The sequence below is a fragment of the Nocardia sp. NPDC006044 genome, assembly GCF_042871115.1.
Taxonomy (GTDB): Bacteria; Actinomycetota; Actinomycetes; order Mycobacteriales; family Mycobacteriaceae; genus Nocardia.
On sequence record NZ_JBIAID010000001.1, the window covers coordinates 2,960,631 to 2,980,550 of the forward strand.

Here is a 19,920-nt window from a genome sequence, read left to right on the forward strand (position 1 = left end):
AAAACAAGACTGTTGGGAGAACTCGGATGTCGGATAGGGTTCTCGGCACCCACCTGCCCGGTGCGCCCGCGGACGGCGGAATCGACGCCTGGCTCGCGTTCACCGGCTGTCTCATCGCGGTATTCATGCAGATGATCGACGTGACCATCGTGAACACCGCGCTGCCGAACCTCACCGCCGATCTGGCCGCCTCGCCGTCGCAACAGCTGCTCGTGGTATCCGGATACTCGCTCGCCTTCGCGTGCACGCTGCTCACCGCCGCCCGTATCGGCGCCATGTTCGGCCGCCGCATCGTATTCCTGGTCTCCGTGGTGGCCTTCACCGCCATCTCGGTGTGGTGTGGCATATCTACCAGCGCAATGGAATTGGTGATCGCGCGGATCTTCCAGGGCGCCGCGGGCGCCGGGATGGCCGCGCAGACCATCGCGATCCTCATCGCCAGCTTCCCGCCGAATCGCCACCAGCAGGTCTTCGCCCTGTACGGCGCGACCGCCGGCTTCGCGGGCATGCTCGGCCCGATCGTCGGCGGGGCGCTCGTCACGGCCGATATCGCCGGGCTCGGCTGGCATTCGGTGTTCCTGATGAACCTCCCGATCGGCCTGCTCGCCTTCGTGCTCGGGTTCCGCTACCTGCGCCTGGGCCGCCCGGAGAACCGAGACCGGCTCGACCTCGGCGGCGTCGCGCTGTCCACCGTGAGCCTGTTCGCGCTGCTCGCCGCGCTCGCGGACATCCAGCAGAACGGCTGGCGGCCAGGGCCTTCCGGAGTGATTGCCGCGTCGCTGGCCGTGGGTGCGATATTCATCGGCTACGAGCGCAGACTGACTCGGCGCCGCGGCAGCCCACTGGTACGCCTGGATCTGTTCGCCGACCGCGGTTTCGCCCTCGGCTCCGGTCTGGTGGCGAGCTTCTTCGGCCTGTTCACCGCATTCGTCTTCACCGTGTCGATCACCCTGCAGGACGAACTGCACTTCTCCCCGCTGCGCACCGGCATCGCGATGACGCCGTTCGCCCTGGGCGCGGGTGCGGGCGCGCTCGCCTCGCCGTTCCTGGTAAAGCATTGGGGGGTAAAGGTACTCGCGGCCGGTATCGCCGTATACGGCGGCTGCGTCGCGATCGGTGCGGGCTATCTGTATCTGACGAACGGGAACGTGAACCTTGCCCTTGCCCTCGGCCCGGTCTTCATCGCGGGGCTGGGCGTCGGCCTGTTCGGCGTTCAACTCCAGCCGCTGATGCTCGCCGGCCTGCGCGAACGGCAGATGGCCGAGGCATCCGGCCAGCTGCCCACCATCGAACAGATCGGCAACGCGGTCGGCCTCGCGCTGTTGAGCGTGGTGTTCTTCCGCGCCCACACCCTGACCGGCAGCGTGATCATGTTGTCCGCCATCGCCGTCGGCGCGCTGGCCGTGGCCCTGCCGACCCTCGCCCTGCCGGACCCCGCCGAGCGGCTCACGTGATCAAGTGCGGACCGCCCAGCGCGGACGACAACGGCGCTTCACCGGCCGGTGCCCCGACGAGCAACTGCTTGAGGATCTTTCCGGTCTCGCCGCGCGGAAGCGTCGCGAGGAAGGTGACGTCGCGCGGCACCGAGAAACGGCTCAGCCGATGCCGGATATAGGACCGGATCATGTCCGAATCCAGCCCGGACCCTTCGCGTTTCACCACGAACGCGGCGAGCCGCTGACCGAATTCCTGATCCGGTACGCCGACCACCGCCACCTCGCTGACCTGCGGCAGGTGCGCGAGCGCCTCCTCGACCGGGCGGGGGAAGACATTCTCGCCGCCGGAAATGATCATCTCGTCGTCCCGGCCCGCGACGAACAACCGCCCCGCGACATCGAGATAGCCGAGGTCGCCGGTGTCGAGCATGCCGTCGGCCTCGGCCGGCGGAGCCGAGTTGACGTATCCGTCGAACAGCATGTGGTTGCCGACGAAGATGTGCCCGGTGACGCCCACCGGAACCGGGCGCTGATCCGGGCCGAGCACCGCGATCCTGGTACCCAGCGGCGGCCTTCCCGCGGTGGTCGGCGCGGTCCGCAGGTCGTCCGGGGTGGCGATGGTGGCCCAGGAGACCTCGGTGGAACCGTAGACGTTGTAGAGGATGTCACCGTAGGCGTCCATGAAGTCCAGCACCGTCGCCCCGGCCAGCGGCGCACCGCAGCTGACCACGGCACGCAGGCTCGAGGTGTCGTAGCGGGCGCGTACCGCCGCGGACAGGTCGAGGATGCGGTTCACCATGGTCGGCACGACGATCATGCTGGCGACCCGGTGTTCGGCCACCAGCCGCAGACACTCCTCGGCGTCGAACCGTTCGGGCAGCACCACCGTCGCGCGCAACGGTGTGCTGATCTGCAATCCGGCCAGACCCCAGGTGTGGAACAGCGGGGCGGGGATGAGCATGGGTTCCGCGACCGGCAACGGAATCCGCGACAGCAGCGCCGCGATGGTGCCGAAACCCTTGGGCTGCGGGCGGCGCGCGCCCTTCGGCGTGCCGCTGGTGCCCGAGGTCAGCACGATCAGCCTGCCCGCGCGGGTCGGCAGCCGAAATCGCTGCTCGCCCTTCGCGATCAGGTCGTCGATGGTGATCCGGCCCGGCGCCACGTTGCGTCCGTCGGTATTGAAGCGCGGCAGATCCGCGTGCAGATAGTGCACCAGCCGCTCGAGGTCGCCGTCGACGAACAGCGCGGCGAGCCGGTGTCGTTGCACGATGTCCTCGATCTGCCGCCCGGACAGCCCCACGTTCAGCAGCGCCACATCGACGCCGAGTTTCCCTGCGGCGACCATGCATTCGACCATCCCGGCGTGATTGCGCGCGAGCAGTCCGATCGTGTCGCCGAAGCCGAGGTCGAGCCCGGCCAGCGCACCGGCCAGCGCGCTGGTGCGCGTGTGCATCTCGGCGAAGGTGCGGGTGCCGTAGTCGTCGATGACCGCGATCTGGTCCGGGGTGTGCGCGGCCGCGGTCGCGTAACCGCCGGCCAGGTTGAAGCCCCATTTCGCCAGGGACCGTGCCTGTTTGACGCCGGTCGCGAGGTTCGCGGTCCGGCCGACGCCGGCGGTGACCATCTGCTTGGCCACGCTGACCTGCCGCCGCACCGGGGAATTCTCCGCGTTGATCACGGTCGAGGTCCGCGCGCCGCGGATGACGTCGACCGCGCGCTTCAGTCCGGCGTTGACCCACGCCACCACGGCGGCGTTCGATCCGCCGTCGATGGACGGATGCAACCGGCCCGGCGCGAACACGGTGACGGTGACCTTGGTGCGCTCCTCGTCGCCGCGCAGCCGGACCGACACGAAGCTGCCGGTGCCTGGGCACTGCAATTCGAAGCTCTCGTACCAGCGCCACACCGTCAGCAGCAGCTGATGCGTGCGGACACCGGAGCCGGCGGTGCCGATGCGCACCTGCGCGATCCGGCTGTCCGGGCGGGCCTCCACCAGTTCACAGGCGCCGATTCCGGCGAACAGCCGCGGGTAGGTCTGCGGCTCGAGGAGCAGATCCCACAGCGCTTTACGGGCGACCGCGAAGTCCGCCCCCACATCGATGATGTCGGTAACCAACTCATGCACTTCTCGTCGGCCGGTTCGAACAGCTCGGGGGCCGGCGGGTGCCCCCCTCGACCACGGGTCACCCGGCTGGCAGCACCAGCGCCGGCGACCTGCAATCGATCTCAGTATGCGGCGCGACGGCGCAGTTGCTCACCATTTACTCCTACATTGTGCGCTGCCCAAGCCGGCGGGCACTCGGATGTGAATTCGCCCAAAGTGCAACGGGATTGCGGCGCTACCGGCCGGCCTGCCAACCGGCGAGTCGCTGCCCGATCTCGGTGACCGGCGGTTCCCGGTAGAGCCATTCGCGGGCGATTCGGTGCCAGTTGTTGGTGGTCTCGATCTGGCCCAGCGCGGCGAAGGTGAACAGGTCGGCGCGGCGGGAGAACACATGCTCGGCGGGCAGTCGCTGCTGGCGCATGCCGCGGAACTCGGCGGCGCGCGGATCGATGGCGAGAATCAATGCGCCGGTGGCCAATTCGGGCGTGATGGTGATTTCCTCGTCGCCCAGGTGCCAGCCCGCGGCCGCCCAGACGTACTCCAGGACCTCGGCCGCGTCGACGCCGGACTCCGGATCCATGATGTCGTGACTGACCCATAGGTCGTACAGATCGTCGGCGCGGTTCTCGCTCGCGGCTTGCAGGCACGCCCGCTCGAGCTCCACGTGCACCGGGTTCATGCTGTGGTACAGGCCGAAATCGACGAAACCGAGCCGCCCGTCGCCGGCCAGCATGATGTTGCCCGGATGCGGGTCACCGCAGAATTCGAAGTCGGTGAACAGGGAGCTGATGTAGAAGCGGTAGATCAGCTCGCCGATGTGGTCGCGGTCCGCGCCCGGCAGCTCCCGGATCTGTTGATACGGCTTGCCTTCGAGGAACTCGGTGACGAGAACGTGTGGGCCGCAATGTGCTTCGATGCTGTCCGGCACCGTGACGAACGGATGATCGCGGTAGCGCGCGGCCACCCGGTGCTGGGTCTGCCCCTCGCGGACATAGTCGAGTTCGCTGCCGATATTGCGCGCGATCTCGTCGAGCACCTCGGCGTCGGCCGCGCTGGGCAGCATGGACTTCCAGAGCTTGCTGAACAGCGCCAGATTCCGCATGTCCGCCTCGACGGCGTCGTCCACACCGGGATACTTGACCTTCACCGCGACCGCTCGCCCATCGTGCAACCTGGCCCGGTACACCTGACCGATGGACGCCGCGGCGATCGCGGTCTCGTCGAACTCGGCGAACACGCGCGCCATCGGCCCGAGATCGCCCTCGAGCACCTTCCGCATGGCCGGGAACGCCACGGTCGGCGCCTGATCGCGCAGCTCGGCCAGCTTGACCCGGAACATCTCCCGATGGGCCTCCGGCAGCAGGTCGACGTCGAGCACCGAGAGCATCTGGCCCAGCTTCATCGCCGCGCCCTTGAGCCCGCCGAGCACGGTGACGAGTTGTTGTGCCGCTTGCAGAGTCGATCGTTCGGACAGTCGCTGGCGGGCCTGCTCGGTGCGCCCGATCATGGACAACCGGGTGCCGACCCCGCGCACCGCCTGTCCCGCGGCCAGCCGGCCGAGCTTGCCGCCGCGCGCGAGGCGACCCTTCGGTACTCGATCGCCCACTGTCGCACCTCCATTGGCGAACCTGCCGCGTGATGGCACCCACTCTTGCATACTCGAGCCGGACTAAACTGAGCAAAGCTCATTTTCGAGCACGAGCAGGCAAGGAGTACCCGATGCCGCCGAAAGCCGCGGGGGAGCGCCGTCGTCCGACCCAGGAACGGGCCAAAGCCACCCGCGAACACATCCTGGACACCGCCGCGCAGCTGTTCGGCGAACGCGGCATCGCCAACACCTCGACGAACCGGATCGCGACCGCGGCCGGGGTGAGCATCGGCACCGTCTACCGGTACTTCACCGATCGCTCGGTCATGGTCGAAGAGCTGCTGCGGCGCCTGCTGGAGAACATCGAACGCCGCTTCTCCCAGCGCGTGTTCGGTCTCGGAGAAAAGCCGAGCGATGAGGTGATCTACGGGATCCTGGAGGTCATCGCCGACGAGCTGGTGGAGAACGCCCTGCTGGTGCGGGCGCTGGTGGCCGGCGTGCAGTTCTACAACAGCGGCATCCCCGAGTTCGAACCCCGGCTGCGGCTGCTGGTGAAGGTGCTGGTGATCCAGATCCTCGGTCCCGGCGACGACCACGAGTACGACGTGATGACGTTCGTGCTGATCAACACCGGTTTCGCGGCGGTGCTGCGGGCCAGCGCGCTGGAGGTGGACGCCCGGTCGCGCGCGGAGTCGCTGCACATGACCGCCCGGATGATGGCGGCCTGGGTGGACACCGAAATTCGCGCCGTCAAAAAGTGAGCACCCCGCTAGGTACCCGTTCGCTTTGCCTGACCCGAACCAGGCGCAGATTCGATGATTCCCCTGGTAAGGGGCTATTGATGCGGCCGTAACCCGGCGGGCAAAGAGGAGTAGAAGGTGAGCGCTGGCTCGGTTTACCGTTGCTTCCAAGTGCAAAGGCAAGGAGGCCACCGGTGACGATCGAAAGTCTCGACCGACCCGAGCTCGGTGCGCTCGGGCGACAGATTTCTTTGTCGGCGCGGGATATCGACGCGCTGACCCGAACCGTGATCGACCATGTCGCGGCGGCGGGGCCGTTCTCCGGCGCCGCGTCGCACGGCGAAGTCAAGGTTGTCGTGCGGATCTGCCTCGACTGGCTGATCCAGCGGTTGAACGGAAATCCGGGGCCCGCGGGCGCCGACGGCCTGGAGGCCGCGGCGGCGACCTGCGCGCATGCCGGAATTCCGATCGACACCGTGCTGCGGGCGGTCAACGAGGCGTTCAAGGCCGGACTCGACCTGATCGCCCGGCCGGAACCCGCGGACACGGTCGGTGTGGTCACCGGGATCGGGCGCGTGGTCGAGCTGTCCAAGTTGGTCACCGGTGCGGTGAGCAAAGCGTACGTCCGGGAGTACAAGGCCGACGCGGCCGAGCAGCAGACCGCCACGCACAACCTGACCTCCGCGTTGCTCGGCGGTCACCCGCCGGCCCACGATTTGCTGGTTGCCGCAGAGTATTTCGTGCTCGCCCTGGCACTGCCCGCGCATCCCGACGAAGACCGTCCCGGACTCGATCGGCAGGTCGTCGCCCGGCGAAAGCTGCGCAGGCTGCAATCGGCGCTCGCGGCGCTGCTCGACGGGGAGGCGCTGTCGTTGCTTTCGGTCGACGGTGGCACCGTGCTCGTGCCGTGTACCGCGAGCACCGACGCCGAACTCGACGCACTGGTGCGGGATTTGGCCGAGGCGGCGCGGGTGCCCATCACCGCCACCGTGGTGAACGCGCGCCCGGACGAGGTGCCGACCGCGGCTCGGCAGGCGCACGAACTGCTCGATACCGCGCAACGGATGGGCCTGGACCCCGGCCTGCACCGATTCGCCGAATTGGCGTTGCAACACCAGCTCAGCCGTCCCGGGATCGCTCGTGAGGTGCTCGGCAACCATCTCACGCCGCTGGACGAACATCCGGAACTGCGGGACACCCTGCAGATCTACATCGACGCCGATCTGAGCCGGTTGCGCGCGGCCGAACGTCTTGGCGTGCATCCGAACACGGTCGACTACCGGCTGCGGCGCATCGGCGAGCTCACCGGGTTCGATCCCGCCAGGGCGAGCGGATTGTGGTATCTGCGTTCGGCATTGATCGCGCGACGGCTCGCCTGATACCGCGGGGGCCGTAGGCAACTGTGCCAAAGCGACCGGCCCGATAGCTGTGAGCTATCCAGTTCCGTGCCGTGCGCGGGCTTCTCCGGCCTGGTGATCGTTAGCGTCGAAGCCGAACTGGAATTCGGTCACCGGCCGGCAGGAGGACATGTGCGTACTGCGTTCCGCGACCCCGTGATTCCCGATGGTGAGAAGTCGGTGTACGCCATCGGCGGTCCCGATCAGGCGGGCTCGTTCGAGCTGACGAGCGTGATGGCGCGGGCGGCGCACGACTATCGCTCGACCGTCGAACTCCGTGCGCGCGACGGGAATCCGACGATCACCGTCGAACAGCGGTTCAGCCGGGCCGGCGGTTGGCTGCGGGCCGCGGACTACCGGGCCGAGACGCGTTCGCAGAACACCGTGGTGTCCCGCGAGGAGGCGCATTTCCTCGACACCACGCACCTCCGATTCGGCAGTGGCGTAGGCCCTTTTCCGCCCGACGTCGTGCCGTTCGTCGGGGGACTGACGCTGCTGCGGGGTCTCGATTTCGCCGAGGGAGCCGAGACCTCCCTGGACCTGTGGCTGGCCTTCTCCGTGCACTGGCCGGTCACGGCCCGCGTGCTGAAGCAGACCACCGTAGACGTCCCCGCCGGCCGACTACCCAGCTGGCCGGTGCACCTACGCCCCGGCTTCGCCCACGTGAACAGCCTGCTGGACAAAATGATCGGCGGTTTCATCCCCTCCGCCATCGCCTACTTCGACACCGAACCCCCACATCGCCTGGTCCAGTTCACCTTCCCGACCGAACCGACCGCCACCCCCCGCGGCCTGATGGAACTGGTTGCCTGACATCGCCTCCCGCCTTCGGAGTGATGCGAGAAATTGCGCAGATCGATCGTGCGTTCGGGTCTAGATTAAACGCAACGTTGCGTCTACTCTAGCGGGATGACCAACACCTTGCAGAGTGGAGCGGTGCGGAGTGTGCTCGAGCGGTTGTTCGCCGCGGCCACCGTCGAGGACGAGAATCCCTTCCCTTGGCCCGCGGGCCGTTCGTATGCCGAGGCCTCCGCGCAGGAACGTGCGGATGTGCTGGAAGGCGTCCTCATGCCGATTTCTGCGCGCGGCGGCACGCTGCTTTACGCGCTGGTTCGGGCGGCCCGGCCGGAGACCGTGGTCGAGTTCGGTACTTCGTTCGGGATTTCGACCATCCACCTGGCTGCCGCGGTTACCGACAACGGCGTCGGCCGCGTGCTGAGCACCGAGCTCAGTGCGGCGAAAATCGCTGCCGCGCAGGCGAATCTGGCGGAGTCGGGGGTGGCAGACGTGGTGACGATTATGCCCGGCGACGCGCTGTCCACCCTGGCCGAGGTGCCGGGGCCGATCGGCTTCGTGCTGCTCGATGGCTGGAAAGACCTGTGCCTGCCGGTATTACGCCTCCTGGAGGACCGGCTGGCACCCGGCGCGCTCGTGGTCGCCGACGACACGACCCTCGCCTCCATGGGCGAGTACCTGGACTACGTCCGCGATCCGGCCAACGGCTACGCCTCGGTCGACTACCCGGTGGAGGACGGCATGGAGATCAGCTGCCGCACCGCCTGACCACCCGCGGCGCCCGGTCGCTCCGATAATCGGTCGCGCTCGGCACGGCCTGGTTGCTACCGTGCCGCTATGCAGGTCAATTCACGTACCGCCGCTGCCGCGCGAGCTCTCAGCTCGCCGGTCGCTGCCGCTTGACCTTTCTCCCCATGCCGGCGACCGGAAACGGTCCGCTGGTGTGCGTCGGTCTCGTTGCCGGACTTGCCATGTGCGGTCGCTTCCGGTCGATTTCCTATCGATGGAGCAACCACCATGATCACGACAGACCAGACCGTTCAGCTCTTCCTCGACTTCTTCCGCGAACGCGGGCACGAACTCACGCCAGGCGGGTCGCTGATTCCTTCGGCGGGGGACCCGGTGCTGTTCACCACCTCCGGAATGCACCCGTTGACCCCGTATCTGATGGGCCGGCCGCACCCGCTGGGGTCGCGGCTCACCGGTCGGCAGCGCTGCCTGCGCACCACCGATCTCGACGAGGTCGGCGACGACACCCATCTCACCGTGTTCGAAATGCTCGGGTCCTGGTCACTCGGCGACTACGACGGCGCGCAGAGCCTGCGCTGGGGATTCGAACTGCTGCGCGACGGCTTCGGCATCGATCCCGGGCGGATGCACGTCACAGTCTTCGGCGGCGACGAACAGGCCGGACCGGACCACGAGTCCTGGCGGACGTGGAGCGAGCTGGGCCTTCCGGTCGAACCGACGACGGACGAGAACTGGTGGTCCAACGGCCCGACCGGGCTGTGCGGACCCGACTCCGAGATCTTCGTCTGGACCGGAGACGAAATACCGCACGGCACACCGACATCCGACGATCGATGGGTGGAGGTGTGGAACCACGTCATGATGGGCTACCTCCGCCATTCGGACGGCAGCCTCGAACCGATGCGCAGGCCTTGCGTCGACACCGGCTTGGGTCTGGAACGGCTGGTGGGAATTCTGCGAAATGCGCGGTCGGTCTTCGAGATCGACGTCTTCCGGCCCTGGCTGACCACCCTGCCTCGAATCTGGAATCCACTGGACGAGCGGTCGCTGCGTCTGCTGTCGGATCATCTGCGCTCCGGCATCGTCATCCTCGGGGACGGAGTCACGCCGTCTCCGTCCGGGCGCGGTTACGTCCTGCGCCGTCTGATTCGCCGCACACTGACCACGCTGTGGCGCGACGATCCGACCCGAACCCTGTCCGACCTGCCGATCGAGCTGGTGCGACACACCCTCGATCACTTCCGGCAATCCACTGACCCGCATCAGATGCGCACCCTCCTGCTCGATGAGGAACGCAAATTCGGCCAGCTGCTCCAGCGAGGACGAAAAGTCCTGTCCCGCAGCCGGTTCACCGGACCGCTGACCGACGCCGACTACCACTACCTGCACGACACCCACGGCCTGCCCCGCGACCTCGTGGTGTACCTGAACACCGAAGCCGGTATCGGCTGACCGGTCGGCGCGATAGCCCGTGATGGAATGGGCGAATGGACGAGATCATCTTCCGGTCCGCGACGATCGACGACCTTCCCGCGCTGGTGGCGATGCTCGCCGACGACGCCCTCGGCAGCGTTCGCGAGTCCACCGACGACCTGAGCCCGTACCGCGCGGCCTTTGCCGAGATCGACAACGATCCGCGCCAGGAGCTGGTGGTCGCCGAACGCCATGGCGCCGTGGTGGGCACCGCGCAACTGAGCATCCTGCCCGGACTGGCTCGCCGCGGGTCGGTCCGGGCCCAGATCGAGGCGGTGCGGGTCGACCGGCCGCTGCGCGGCAACGGTCTCGGCGCGCAACTGATCGAGGAATGCATCCGACGCGCCCGCGAATACGGTTGCGCCCTGGTTCAATTGACCTCACACGGCAGCCGGACCGACGCCCACCGCTTCTACGGCAAACTCGGATTCGAACCCAGTCACGTCGGTTTCAAACTGACGCTCACCGACGGCGCGACGTCATCCTGATTTCGCTGCGTCGCCAGAGGCGGCGAGAATGATTTCATGGTCGACATTGTGCTGGTCCAGGGAGATATCACCGAGCAAGCGGTGGACGCGGTGGTGAATGCCGCGAATTCCTCATTGCTCGGTGGTGGAGGTGTGGACGGGGCGATTCACCGCAAGGGTGGTCCGGCGATCCTCGATGCCTGCCGCGATCTGCGCGCATCGCACTATGGGAAGGGCCTGCCCACCGGGAAGGCGGTCGCGACGACGGCTGGGAATCTGCCCGCGCGCTGGGTGATTCATACGGTGGGGCCGGTATGGTCGGCGCAGGAGGATCGGTCGGATTCGCTGGCCTCCTGCTACCGCGAATCATTGCGGTTGGCAGATGAATTGGGTGCGCAGACGGTGGCGTTCCCGGCCATTTCCACCGGCATCTTCGGCTGGCCGATCGATGACGGCGCCCGGATCGCGATCGAAACTGTGCGGTCTGTCGACACAACGGTACGAGAGGTGCGTTTCGTCCTGTTCGGCCCGGAGGCCTACGCCGCCTTCGCGGCAGCGATGTGAATTCTGCGCGGCATCCACACCGAGCGCACCTATCTGCTCGAACAGGCCGTCCGGCCAAGCAAATTCGGTACACTCGCATGCGGTGAAAGGGGTGCGGAAGTCACCTCTGTTCGGCCGGGGGACGCACCAGGATTCCTTCATCGACCGCAGCTTAGACACCCTTATTCCGAGTGCAGGGGAACGATATGAGCATCAGCGAACAGATCAGCGCCGGCGAACTGGACAATCTCACGTTTCACGGCAAGCTCGAGGACGGGCACCTGGTGCCGGGCGGCCTGCTCGGCGACCAAGCCGCGATCGACGACATCGAGGTCGGCATCTACGTGCTGGAGAAGGACGGCACGCTGATCGCCTGCAACAAGACCGCGATCGGCGCCTGGGGCCGCACTCCGGAACTCGGCGCGAGCGAGAAGTACTGCGGCGCATACCGTCTGCGTTACCCCTCCGGTGAGGTCATGCCGCACGAGGCGGCCCCGCCGTCGGTGGTCATCAACAACGGCGGCACTGTCCGCAACGCGGATGTCATCTGCGAACAGCCCGACGGTTTCCGGTTGCTCGCGCTGGTCAACGTCTTTCCCATTCGCGACGAGTCCGACGAGGTGGTCGGCGCGGTGAACATCTTCCGCCACAACACCACCAAAACCGTGCCCGGTCTGCTGGAGTCCGCCGGCGCCAGCTGAGCACCGTTCACCCAGCGCCTCTCCCTGTGAGCATCTCTGGCAGAGAGAGGCGCTGGTTCGTGTTCAGGGGGAACGAAGGGTGCGGTCGCCGGCTACCGAGGTGAATACCGCCCGCAAGGTCTGGAGGTAGCGCTCTACGGAATCGTGCGCCACCGGGGTGTCCGGAAAGATGACGCTCAGTGAGGTTTCCGAGGGCATCCGGTTGATCCAGAGGAGAACCTCCTCGGAGGCGGCGCGGTTGGCGTAGATCCCGCCGTTCACCAGGTCGAAGAATTCGTGTCCGGCGAAGTCGCGGGCGTCCACGTAGGAGATCATCGGGGCCGCCCAGCCCTGACGCACGTTCAGGTCGGTGTCGGCGGGCAGCAGTTCCAGAACCCGGTGAAATGACGTGGGCGCCAGCCGGATTCCGTTCTCGTAGGCACGTTGTGCGACCGGTGCCACGCGGTCGAAGGAGGTCGTCGCGATCGGCAGGGCGACCGGCACGAGGGTGACATACCAACCCACCGAGGCCCGTTCGGCGGCCGACGTCCGGGTGCTGATCGGGGTCATGCCGAAGTAGTAGTCGCTGCCGGTCAGTTCGGCCTCGGCCAGCGCCGCGGCGGCGAAGATGCCGCCGACGAATTCCGCGCCGTGCGCGCGGCAGACCTGTTCGAATCGGCGAGCGTCGGCCTCGGTGAGCAGGGTGATGGTGCGATGCGCGCTACGGGTGTAACCCGCCGAACGCTTGCCGAGATCCAAAGGAAAAGAAGGCAATTCGCCGTCGTTGCCGCGGATGAGTTCCAGCCATTTCCGAACACCGGCCGAGGTGAGAGTCAGCTGGGCGGTGTGTTCGCGCTCCGCCGTGCAGTATTCGAGATAGCTGGCGGCGGGCTCGAGGATCTCACCGGCATTCCACGCCTCCCGCGCGTACAGGTAAGCCAGGTCCGAGCAGGACAGATATTGCCCGAGCCCGTCGGTGTGCAGGTGGTCGACCGCGAGGTAGACGGTGGTCGACTCGCCGTGCGCGATCGCGCCGAAGGAGAAGCAATCCCATTGGAACGGACCGGGAGTCGTCTTCTGCACGTGCTCCCGGATCGCCTCCGCATCGTCGAATTCCCCGCAGTCGACCGGTGCGAAGTCCACCACCTCCGCCTCGATCAGGTGCCGCCGGATCGCGCCGGCGGAATCGATGCCGAACCAGGTCCGAAAGGTGTCGTGGCGCAACAGAAAGGCGTTGATGGCGCTGGTCATGGCGGCCTGGTCGAGGTCGCCCATGGGGATCTCGACGGTCACCAGGCACAGACCCGAATAACGAAAGTCGGCCGCCGCGTGCCGATCCGCCAACCTCAGATACTCCTCCTGCTGGTGCGACGGCGGCGCGGGATGCACCGGCGCGGCGGCGGCGCGCGCCACCGATTCCGGGGTGGCGGTCCAGGTCACCAGCCGCCCCGGCGCCGGGTTCCATTCGTCGATCAGTCCCAGGTCGATCACAGCGCGCCCACCGGCTCGGAAATCGGTTGCGGCCTGCCGGGTTCGGCGGCGAGCACGAGTTCGGCCACCTTCGGCCCGGCCTGTTCCAGGCTGAACGAGCGACCCATCTGCATCGACATCAGGTCGATGCCGAGGGTCTTGGTGACCCGCGCCCCGAGTTCCACCGCCATGAGCGAATCCAGGCCGAGTTCCGGCACCGGCACCGTCATATCGATCGAGTCGACCGCCACCCCCATCACCACGGCCAGTTCCGCGGCCATCTTGCGGGCGATGAACGGTCCCCGCTTGCTGTCGTCCAGTGCGACCAGTTCGGCTCGCAGCCGGGCCAATTCGGAGGTGTCCTTCGCCGACGCCTTGGCCAGCTCGATCGTCCGCCCGGTGCGCGCCAGCTGCGGGAAGGTGCCGGTGAGCTTGGCCCAGTCGGTCGGGATGATCGCCGCCCTGGTGTCCGTCAAGCGCAGGGTCTGCTCCAGATACGCGGTGGCGTCGGACATGTCGATCGGCCCGAAACCGACCAGGTCGAGATATTTGGTGGCCGTCGCGTCGGCGGCCATCCCGCCCGTCGCCCCGGAGAGGTGACCCCACCCGACGCACAGCGCCCGCTCGCCGGCCCTGGTCCATTCCTCGGCCAGCGCCTCGACCGCGACATTGGCCGCGCAGTAGTTGTATTGGCCGTAGATGCCGTACATCGAGCCGCCGGAGGAGTACAGCACGAACATGTCCAGCCGGATGCCCGCGTCGCCGACCGCGCGATGCAGTGCGCGCGCACCGTGCACCTTCGGCCGGTACACCTGCGCCAGCTGGTCGTGCGCCATGAGGTCGATCCGGTTGTCCGACACCGAGCCCGCCGCATGGAACACCCCGCGCAGCGGGTGCTCTGCGGTGTGCGCCCGGGCAATCACCGCGGCCACGGCGTCGGCGTCGGTCACGTCGGCCAGCTCCTCGATCACCTCGACCCCGACGGTGCGCCACGCCTCGAGCTGCCGCCGGGCCGTCTCGGTGCGCGCACCGCCGCGACCGAGCAGCACCAGCCTGCGCGCCCCACGCAGCACCAGCCAGCGCCCGGTGGCCATGCCGAAGCCGCCGAAGCCGCCGGTGACGAGATAGGTTGCGTCGCCGTGGATCTCGATGTCCGGCAGGTAGGGCCGAACCGGGGGCTCCGGTGCGTCGACGCGCAGCGCGATCCTGGTGAGCCCGGCGGAGCGGATGACCTCCTCGAAGGCGGCTCCCACGTCCTCGGTGCCGAACATCCGGTACGGCAGCGGCCGGTACACACCGGCCAGCACGTTCTCGTACACCCGTTGCAGCAGACCGGCCAGCCGCTCCGGCCGGATCGCGACCAGGCGATCGAGATCCATCGAGTAGTAGGCCACGTTCTTGTCGAAGTTGGCCAGCTCGAGCAGCCCGCCGGTGTAGATGTCGGCCTTGCCGACCTCCACGATGCGACCGAATTCGGCGACGGCAGTGAAGTTTTGGCGCAGGATCTCACCCGGCGCGCTGCTGAGCACGACCTCGACGCCGACCCCGCCGGTCAGCGCGAGCACGTCGTCGACGAAGTCGAGCGACCGCGAATTGATCGCATGGTCCGCGCCCAGTTCCAGGATGTGCCGCCGCCGCTCGTCGGTGCTCGCCGTGCCGATGATCCGCGCGCCACGCGCCTTGGCCACCTGGATGGCGGCGGTGCCGACACCGCCCGCCGCGCCGTGGATCAGCACCGTCTCGCCGGGCTCCAGCCGCGCCAGCTCCAGCAGTCCGTACTCGGCGGTGGCGAAAGCGATGGCGCTGGTGCAGTATCCGGGATCGGTGTCGGCGGGCAGCGGGATCACCAGCTGCCGATCGATGAGGGCGTAGCGCCGCATCATGCCCTTGGCCGCGACCGCCACCAGGTCGCCGACGGCGATGTCCTCGATGCCGTCGCCGACCCGGACCACGGTGCCGACGCCCTCCATGCCGGGCACGGTGCCGAAATAGGTCGGTGCCAGCTCTCGCTCGCCGAGCAGGCCGATGACCTTGAGCGGGTCCTTGTAGTTGAGCCCGATCACCTGCATGCGCACCTCTACCTGACCGGGGCCCGGCTGCCGGCGCGGGCAGGCGCGCCAAGCCAGCGCCGACAGCAGGCGAGTGCGGGGGAGTTCGAGCTCGAAGTTGGCCTCCGGGTCGGTGAGCGGCGCCGCGGTGTCGTGCGCGGCCAAGCGCTCGGGGAGCGGCTTGGTCACCAGGGGCGCCCAGCGCTGACCGTCGCGCAACAGGACCTCGTCGGCGTTGTCGTAGGAGAACGCCCCGGGCACAGCCAGTTCCGTGAGCAGCTCGGCGATGGTGGTGTCGGGGTCCACGTCGATCAGACGCCAGCGCAAGGGCGTCTGCTCGTTCAGCAGGACTCGTCGCGCTCCGGCCAGCGCGGACTGACGGGAGTCCGGTGGAATCGTGCTGTCCGGCAACGCGAATGCCCGCTCGGTGACCAGGGTGGCATGCACCGAACCGTCGCCGAAGACCGTCTGCGGCGTCTGCTCGTCCGTCTGCGGGTTCGCGAATGCGTGGATCGCGACCGCGATCCGCTTCAAGGTCCACAGGTCCGCCAGATCGTCGCCACCCGCACCGGCGACCACGCAGACGTGCAGTCGTGCGGTCTCCGCCGTTCTGGCCTGCCGCAGCACGTCGACCAGGTCGGCCTCGAACTCCGCCGCGTCCGGATCGACGCGGAACAGCCGGGCATCCGGGACGGCGGCGGCCAATTGCCCGGCCCGGCCGCTCTTCCCGAGCGCGACTACGACCAAGGTCGCCGAGCCCGCGTCGGGCAGGGCGGACGGATCGATGGGGTCGCACCGCTGGATGGTCTCGCGATAGTAGAACTCGGCCATCCGGTGCAGCGGATCATCGCCGGGCTTCAGCGCGCCGATCTGCAACCCGGTCAACCGCAGGACGAGGTTGTGGTCGGCGTCCAGAACGTCGACATCGGCCCGCAACCGCGCCTTCGGGTCGCGCCGGGCGACCACGGTCGCCTGCTCCGGAATCGGCGCGAGCAACCGCACCGCGGCCAGCCCGACCGGCACCAGGACGCCTTCGTTGATCCGCTCGTCGGCGAAAAGCATTGCCGCGGTCTGCATTGCCGCGTCCACCACCGCCGGATGCGCGAGATGTCCCGAGTCCGCGGCGATCGTGCCGTCGACCGTCGCCACCGCGACGTCCCGGCCGACCCGCACCGAGGTCACCCGGCGGAACGCCGGGCCGTACTGCAGGCCCGCCGCGGTCAGCCCCGCGTAGAACATCTCCGGATCGATATCGACGCCGACGTCGATCGGGGGAACCGTGGCCTTCGTGGGCGAGTGGCTGCCGGTCAGGGTGCGGCCGTGGGCGTGCACGGTCCACGCGGTGCCGGTCGCGTTGCGTGAGCGGATCAGGAAGCGGCCGCTGGACTCCTCGATGCTCAACGCCATGAGCGGCACGTCCGGCGCGGCCATGATCAACGGTGCGACGAAGCGAACCTGCTCCAGCGCAACACGTTTGACCCCGAGCCGGGTCGCGGTCGCGCTGAGCGCGGCGTCCAGGTACGCGGCCCCCGGCATGATCCGCACCCCGTTCACCACGTGGTCGGCCAGCCAGGGCAGCAATTCGGAACCGACCTGCAGCAGCCAGTCCGGGCGTCCCTCGACATCGGGATCGCCGAGCATGGCGTAGCTGTCCGGGGTGCCGAGCCGGGCCTGCTCGAACAGCGGCAGCGTCGAATGCAGTCGCGTCCGCTGCCACGGGTAGCGGGGCAGCGGTACGTGCGCGGTGACGGGACCGTCGTCCGGGAACAACTGATCCGGCTCGAGCACCCCGGCACCGTAGAGACCGACGAGCGTGCGCCGGACGCTCACGGAATCGGGTTGCTTGCGATCCAGGGTCGGCACCGTCGTGCCGTGCACGTCCGCGTCCACCAGGGTCTCGCGAATGTTCCCGGACAGCACCGGATGCGGGCCGACCTCGAGGAACACCCGGCTGCCCGCGCCGATAGCCTTCGTCACCGCGTCATGGAACCGCACCGGCTGCCGGACGTTCGCGCACCAGTACTCGGCATCCCACCCGTCCGTGGTGACGAGCTCCCCGGTGACGGTCGAATACAGCGGCACGCTCGGCGACCGCGGCGAGAGGTCGGCAAGTTCGGTGCGCAGTGCGTCCAGGATCGGATCCATCAACCGGCTGTGATACGGCACCTCGACCCGCAGCCTGCGCGCGAAAGCCGCCTCCTCGGTGAGCTTTTCGGCGATCTCGTCCAGTCGTTCCGGATCGCCCGAGAGGGTGAGCGAGGTAGCGCTGTTGATCGCCGCGATATCCACGCGCGGGTCGTCCGCGATGAGCTCGCGGGCTCGATCGAGCGGCAGCCCGATGGCCAGCATGCCGCCCGATCCGGCGGTCGTCGCCTGCAACCTGGCCCGGTGGTAAGCGACCCGGACCGCCTCGGGCAATGTCAGCATCCCACTGACATACGCCGCCGACACCTCGCCCACGCTGTGGCCGACGATCGCGGCGGGCGAAATCCCGTACCGGGCAAGCTCACTCACCAGCGCCACCTGGACGAGGAAGTTGGCCGGCTGGGCCACCTCGGTACTCGACACCCGGGACTCGGCCTCGGGTTGGCGCAGCGCGTCGATGATCGACCACCGCGCGAGCTTGCCGAACTCGGCATCGACCTGTGCCGCGGTCTCGGCGAATGCACCACCGGCACAGAGCAATTCCCGGGCCATGCCCCACCACTGAGGCCCCATGCCGGAGAACACGAAGACCGGCTCCGCGACGCGCGACGCGACGGTGCGTACCGCGTCCCGGCCCTCGCCCGCCGCGAACTGCCGCAGTTCGTGCAGTGTGTCGTCGGTCGCGCCGACCAGCACGCCGGTGCGGAACGGGTGGTGCGCCAGCCGGGTCCACGCGGCCTCGGCCAGCCGTTCCGGATCGGCGCCCGCCCCGATCAGCTCGGCGAAGCGGCCGGCGATGGCACGGGTGGCGCCGGTGCTGCGTGCGGACAGGGGCAGGATTCCGAGGTGGCGCGCGGGGCCGGTGGCCGACGCCTGCGGCCCGGAATACTCCTGGAGGATCGCGTGGCCGTTGGTGCCCCCGTAACCGAAACCGTTGACCGCGATGGTCATCGGCCCGGCATCCGGCGGCAGCGGTTCGGCGTCCACCTGGATGTGCAGCCCGAGTTCGCCGAACGGGATGTCCGGATTCGGCTTGTCGAGCCACCCCTGCGGCGGAATCACCCGGTGCTGAATCGCCAACGCCGCCTTGATCACGCTCGCGATCCCGGCCGCGGCCTCGGTATGACCGAGGGTCGCCTTGACCGAACCGACGCCGAGCGAACTCCGCCGTCCGGCCGGGGCGCCGAAAGCCCGTCCGAGTGCTCGCAATTCGACCGGATCGCCGACCAGGGTGCCGGTGCCGTGCGCCTCCACGTAGGTGATCGCGTCCGGAGTCAGGCCAGCGCGGGCGCATACCGTGCGGGCCAGCGACTCCTGCGACTCGGCGTTCGGCACGGTGATCGCCGTCGTGCGCCCGTCCTGATTGGCCCCGGTCGCCTTGACCACGGCGTAGATCCGATCACCGTCGCGCACCGCGTCGTCGAGCCGTTTCAGCACCACCATGCCCGCGCCCTCGCCGCGGCCGTAACCGTCGGCGGCGGCATCGAAGGACTTGCACCGGCCGTCGGCGGCGAGGAAGCTGCCCTTGCACATCAGCACGAAGGTTTCCGGTTGCAGCATGACGTTCACGCCGCCGGCCAGCGCGATGTGGCAGTCCTCGTTTTCCAGCGCTTGGCAGGCCAGATGGAAGGCGACGAGCGAGGACGAGCATGCCGTGTCGACGGTGAGCGCGGGCCCGGTCAGATTGAGCGCGTAGGCGATTCGGTTGGACAGCATGGTGTAGGACGCACTCGCCGGGGTGTGCATGTCGGTGTGGAACAACGCCGGTCCGACCACCCCGATCACCGACTGATCCACCACGAATCCGCCGACGTACACACCGACCGGCGCGCCCGCGGCCTGTCCGGCGACTCCCGCGTCGTCGAGCGCCTCCCAGGTCACCTCGAGCAACAGGCGCTGCTGCGGGTCGAGCACGGTCGCCTCGCGCGCCGAGATGCCGAAGAAGTCCGGGTCGAACTCCCACGGATCGGTTGTCATGAACGCGCCGTGCTTGGTGTAGCTGCGGCCGGGCGTGCGCGGTTCCGGATCGTAGTACCGGCGGTAATCCCAGCGGTCCGGCGGAATCTCGACGACGCCGTCCCGTTTGTCGAGGACGAAATCCCAGAACGCGTCCGGCGAGTCGATGCCGCCCGCATATCGACACCCGATACCGACAATAGCGATATCCGACACGTAGGTCCTCCAATACGGTCGTTCTGCGCCGCCGCACGAATCGGCGATGCGTAAAACAGAGTTCAACACAATAGGCACACCGGACTCGATCGTATCGACGCGATAACCGGCG

13 protein-coding genes are annotated in these 19,920 nt (G+C 68.1%); 9 read left to right on the forward strand and 4 right to left on the reverse strand.

The window, feature by feature from the left end; all coding sequences use genetic code 11:
* Nucleotides 1-26 precede the first annotated feature (26 nt).
* Nucleotides 27-1,454 carry an MFS transporter gene (locus tag ACFYO1_RS13760; RefSeq protein ID WP_387230376.1) on the forward strand — a complete coding sequence of 476 codons (1,428 nt, stop codon included), beginning with the start codon at nucleotides 27-29 and terminating at the stop codon, nucleotides 1,452-1,454.
* Here the strand turns inward: ACFYO1_RS13760 and ACFYO1_RS13765 are convergent.
* Both ACFYO1_RS13765 and ACFYO1_RS13770 read right to left on the reverse strand, forming a co-directional pair.
* Nucleotides 1,447-3,552, reverse strand: a complete 2,106-nt coding sequence (locus ACFYO1_RS13765) for an AMP-binding protein (RefSeq protein ID WP_387230378.1) — start codon at nucleotides 3,550-3,552, stop codon at nucleotides 1,447-1,449. The genes ACFYO1_RS13760 and ACFYO1_RS13765 overlap by 8 nt on opposite strands.
* A gap of 223 nt (nucleotides 3,553-3,775) precedes the next feature.
* Nucleotides 3,776-5,146, reverse strand: coding sequence for an ABC1 kinase family protein (locus tag ACFYO1_RS13770; protein WP_387230380.1), 1,371 nt, complete (start codon nucleotides 5,144-5,146; stop codon nucleotides 3,776-3,778).
* Nucleotides 5,147-5,259: 113 nt separating this feature from the next.
* On the opposite strand from ACFYO1_RS13770, the gene ACFYO1_RS13775 reads away from it, so the two are divergent.
* The 8 genes from ACFYO1_RS13775 (at nucleotide 5,260) to ACFYO1_RS13810 (ending at nucleotide 11,994) form a co-directional block, all read left to right on the forward strand.
* Complete coding sequence (locus ACFYO1_RS13775) at nucleotides 5,260-5,889, forward strand: TetR/AcrR family transcriptional regulator (protein ID WP_387230382.1); 630 nt, start codon at nucleotides 5,260-5,262, stop codon at nucleotides 5,887-5,889.
* A gap of 173 nt (nucleotides 5,890-6,062) precedes the next feature.
* Entirely contained in the window at nucleotides 6,063-7,247 is a 1,185-nt protein-coding gene (locus ACFYO1_RS13780) for a PucR family transcriptional regulator (protein ID WP_387230384.1), read from the forward strand.
* A gap of 150 nt (nucleotides 7,248-7,397) precedes the next feature.
* Nucleotides 7,398-8,078, forward strand: coding sequence for a hypothetical protein (locus ACFYO1_RS13785; RefSeq protein WP_387230386.1), 681 nt, complete (start codon nucleotides 7,398-7,400; stop codon nucleotides 8,076-8,078).
* Between the two features lie 96 nt (nucleotides 8,079-8,174).
* Nucleotides 8,175-8,828, forward strand: a complete 654-nt coding sequence (locus tag ACFYO1_RS13790) for an O-methyltransferase (protein ID WP_387230387.1) — start codon at nucleotides 8,175-8,177, stop codon at nucleotides 8,826-8,828.
* Between the two features lie 249 nt (nucleotides 8,829-9,077).
* Nucleotides 9,078-10,262, forward strand: coding sequence for an alanine--tRNA ligase-related protein (locus ACFYO1_RS13795; RefSeq protein WP_387230389.1), 1,185 nt, complete (start codon nucleotides 9,078-9,080; stop codon nucleotides 10,260-10,262).
* A gap of 35 nt (nucleotides 10,263-10,297) precedes the next feature.
* Nucleotides 10,298-10,771, forward strand: coding sequence for a GNAT family N-acetyltransferase (locus ACFYO1_RS13800; protein ID WP_387230391.1), 474 nt, complete (start codon nucleotides 10,298-10,300; stop codon nucleotides 10,769-10,771).
* Nucleotides 10,772-10,807: 36 nt separating this feature from the next.
* Complete coding sequence (locus ACFYO1_RS13805; protein WP_387230393.1) at nucleotides 10,808-11,314, forward strand: O-acetyl-ADP-ribose deacetylase; 507 nt, start codon at nucleotides 10,808-10,810, stop codon at nucleotides 11,312-11,314.
* Nucleotides 11,315-11,499: 185 nt separating this feature from the next.
* A complete protein-coding gene (locus ACFYO1_RS13810; protein WP_387230395.1) occupies nucleotides 11,500-11,994 on the forward strand; it encodes a histidine kinase in 495 nt (164 codons plus the stop codon).
* 63 nt (nucleotides 11,995-12,057) lie between these two features.
* Here the strand turns inward: ACFYO1_RS13810 and ACFYO1_RS13815 are convergent, their stop codons facing one another.
* Together ACFYO1_RS13815 and ACFYO1_RS13820 are read right to left on the reverse strand one after the other, a co-directional pair.
* Nucleotides 12,058-13,464, reverse strand: a complete 1,407-nt coding sequence (locus tag ACFYO1_RS13815; protein ID WP_387230397.1) for a condensation domain-containing protein — start codon at nucleotides 13,462-13,464, stop codon at nucleotides 12,058-12,060.
* Nucleotides 13,461-19,808 (reverse strand): SDR family NAD(P)-dependent oxidoreductase, encoded by a 6,348-nt coding sequence (locus ACFYO1_RS13820; protein WP_387230399.1) that lies wholly within the window; start codon nucleotides 19,806-19,808, stop codon nucleotides 13,461-13,463. Before ACFYO1_RS13820 ends, ACFYO1_RS13815 begins: the two co-directional genes overlap by 4 nt.
* Between the last annotated feature and the right edge of the window lie 112 nt (nucleotides 19,809-19,920).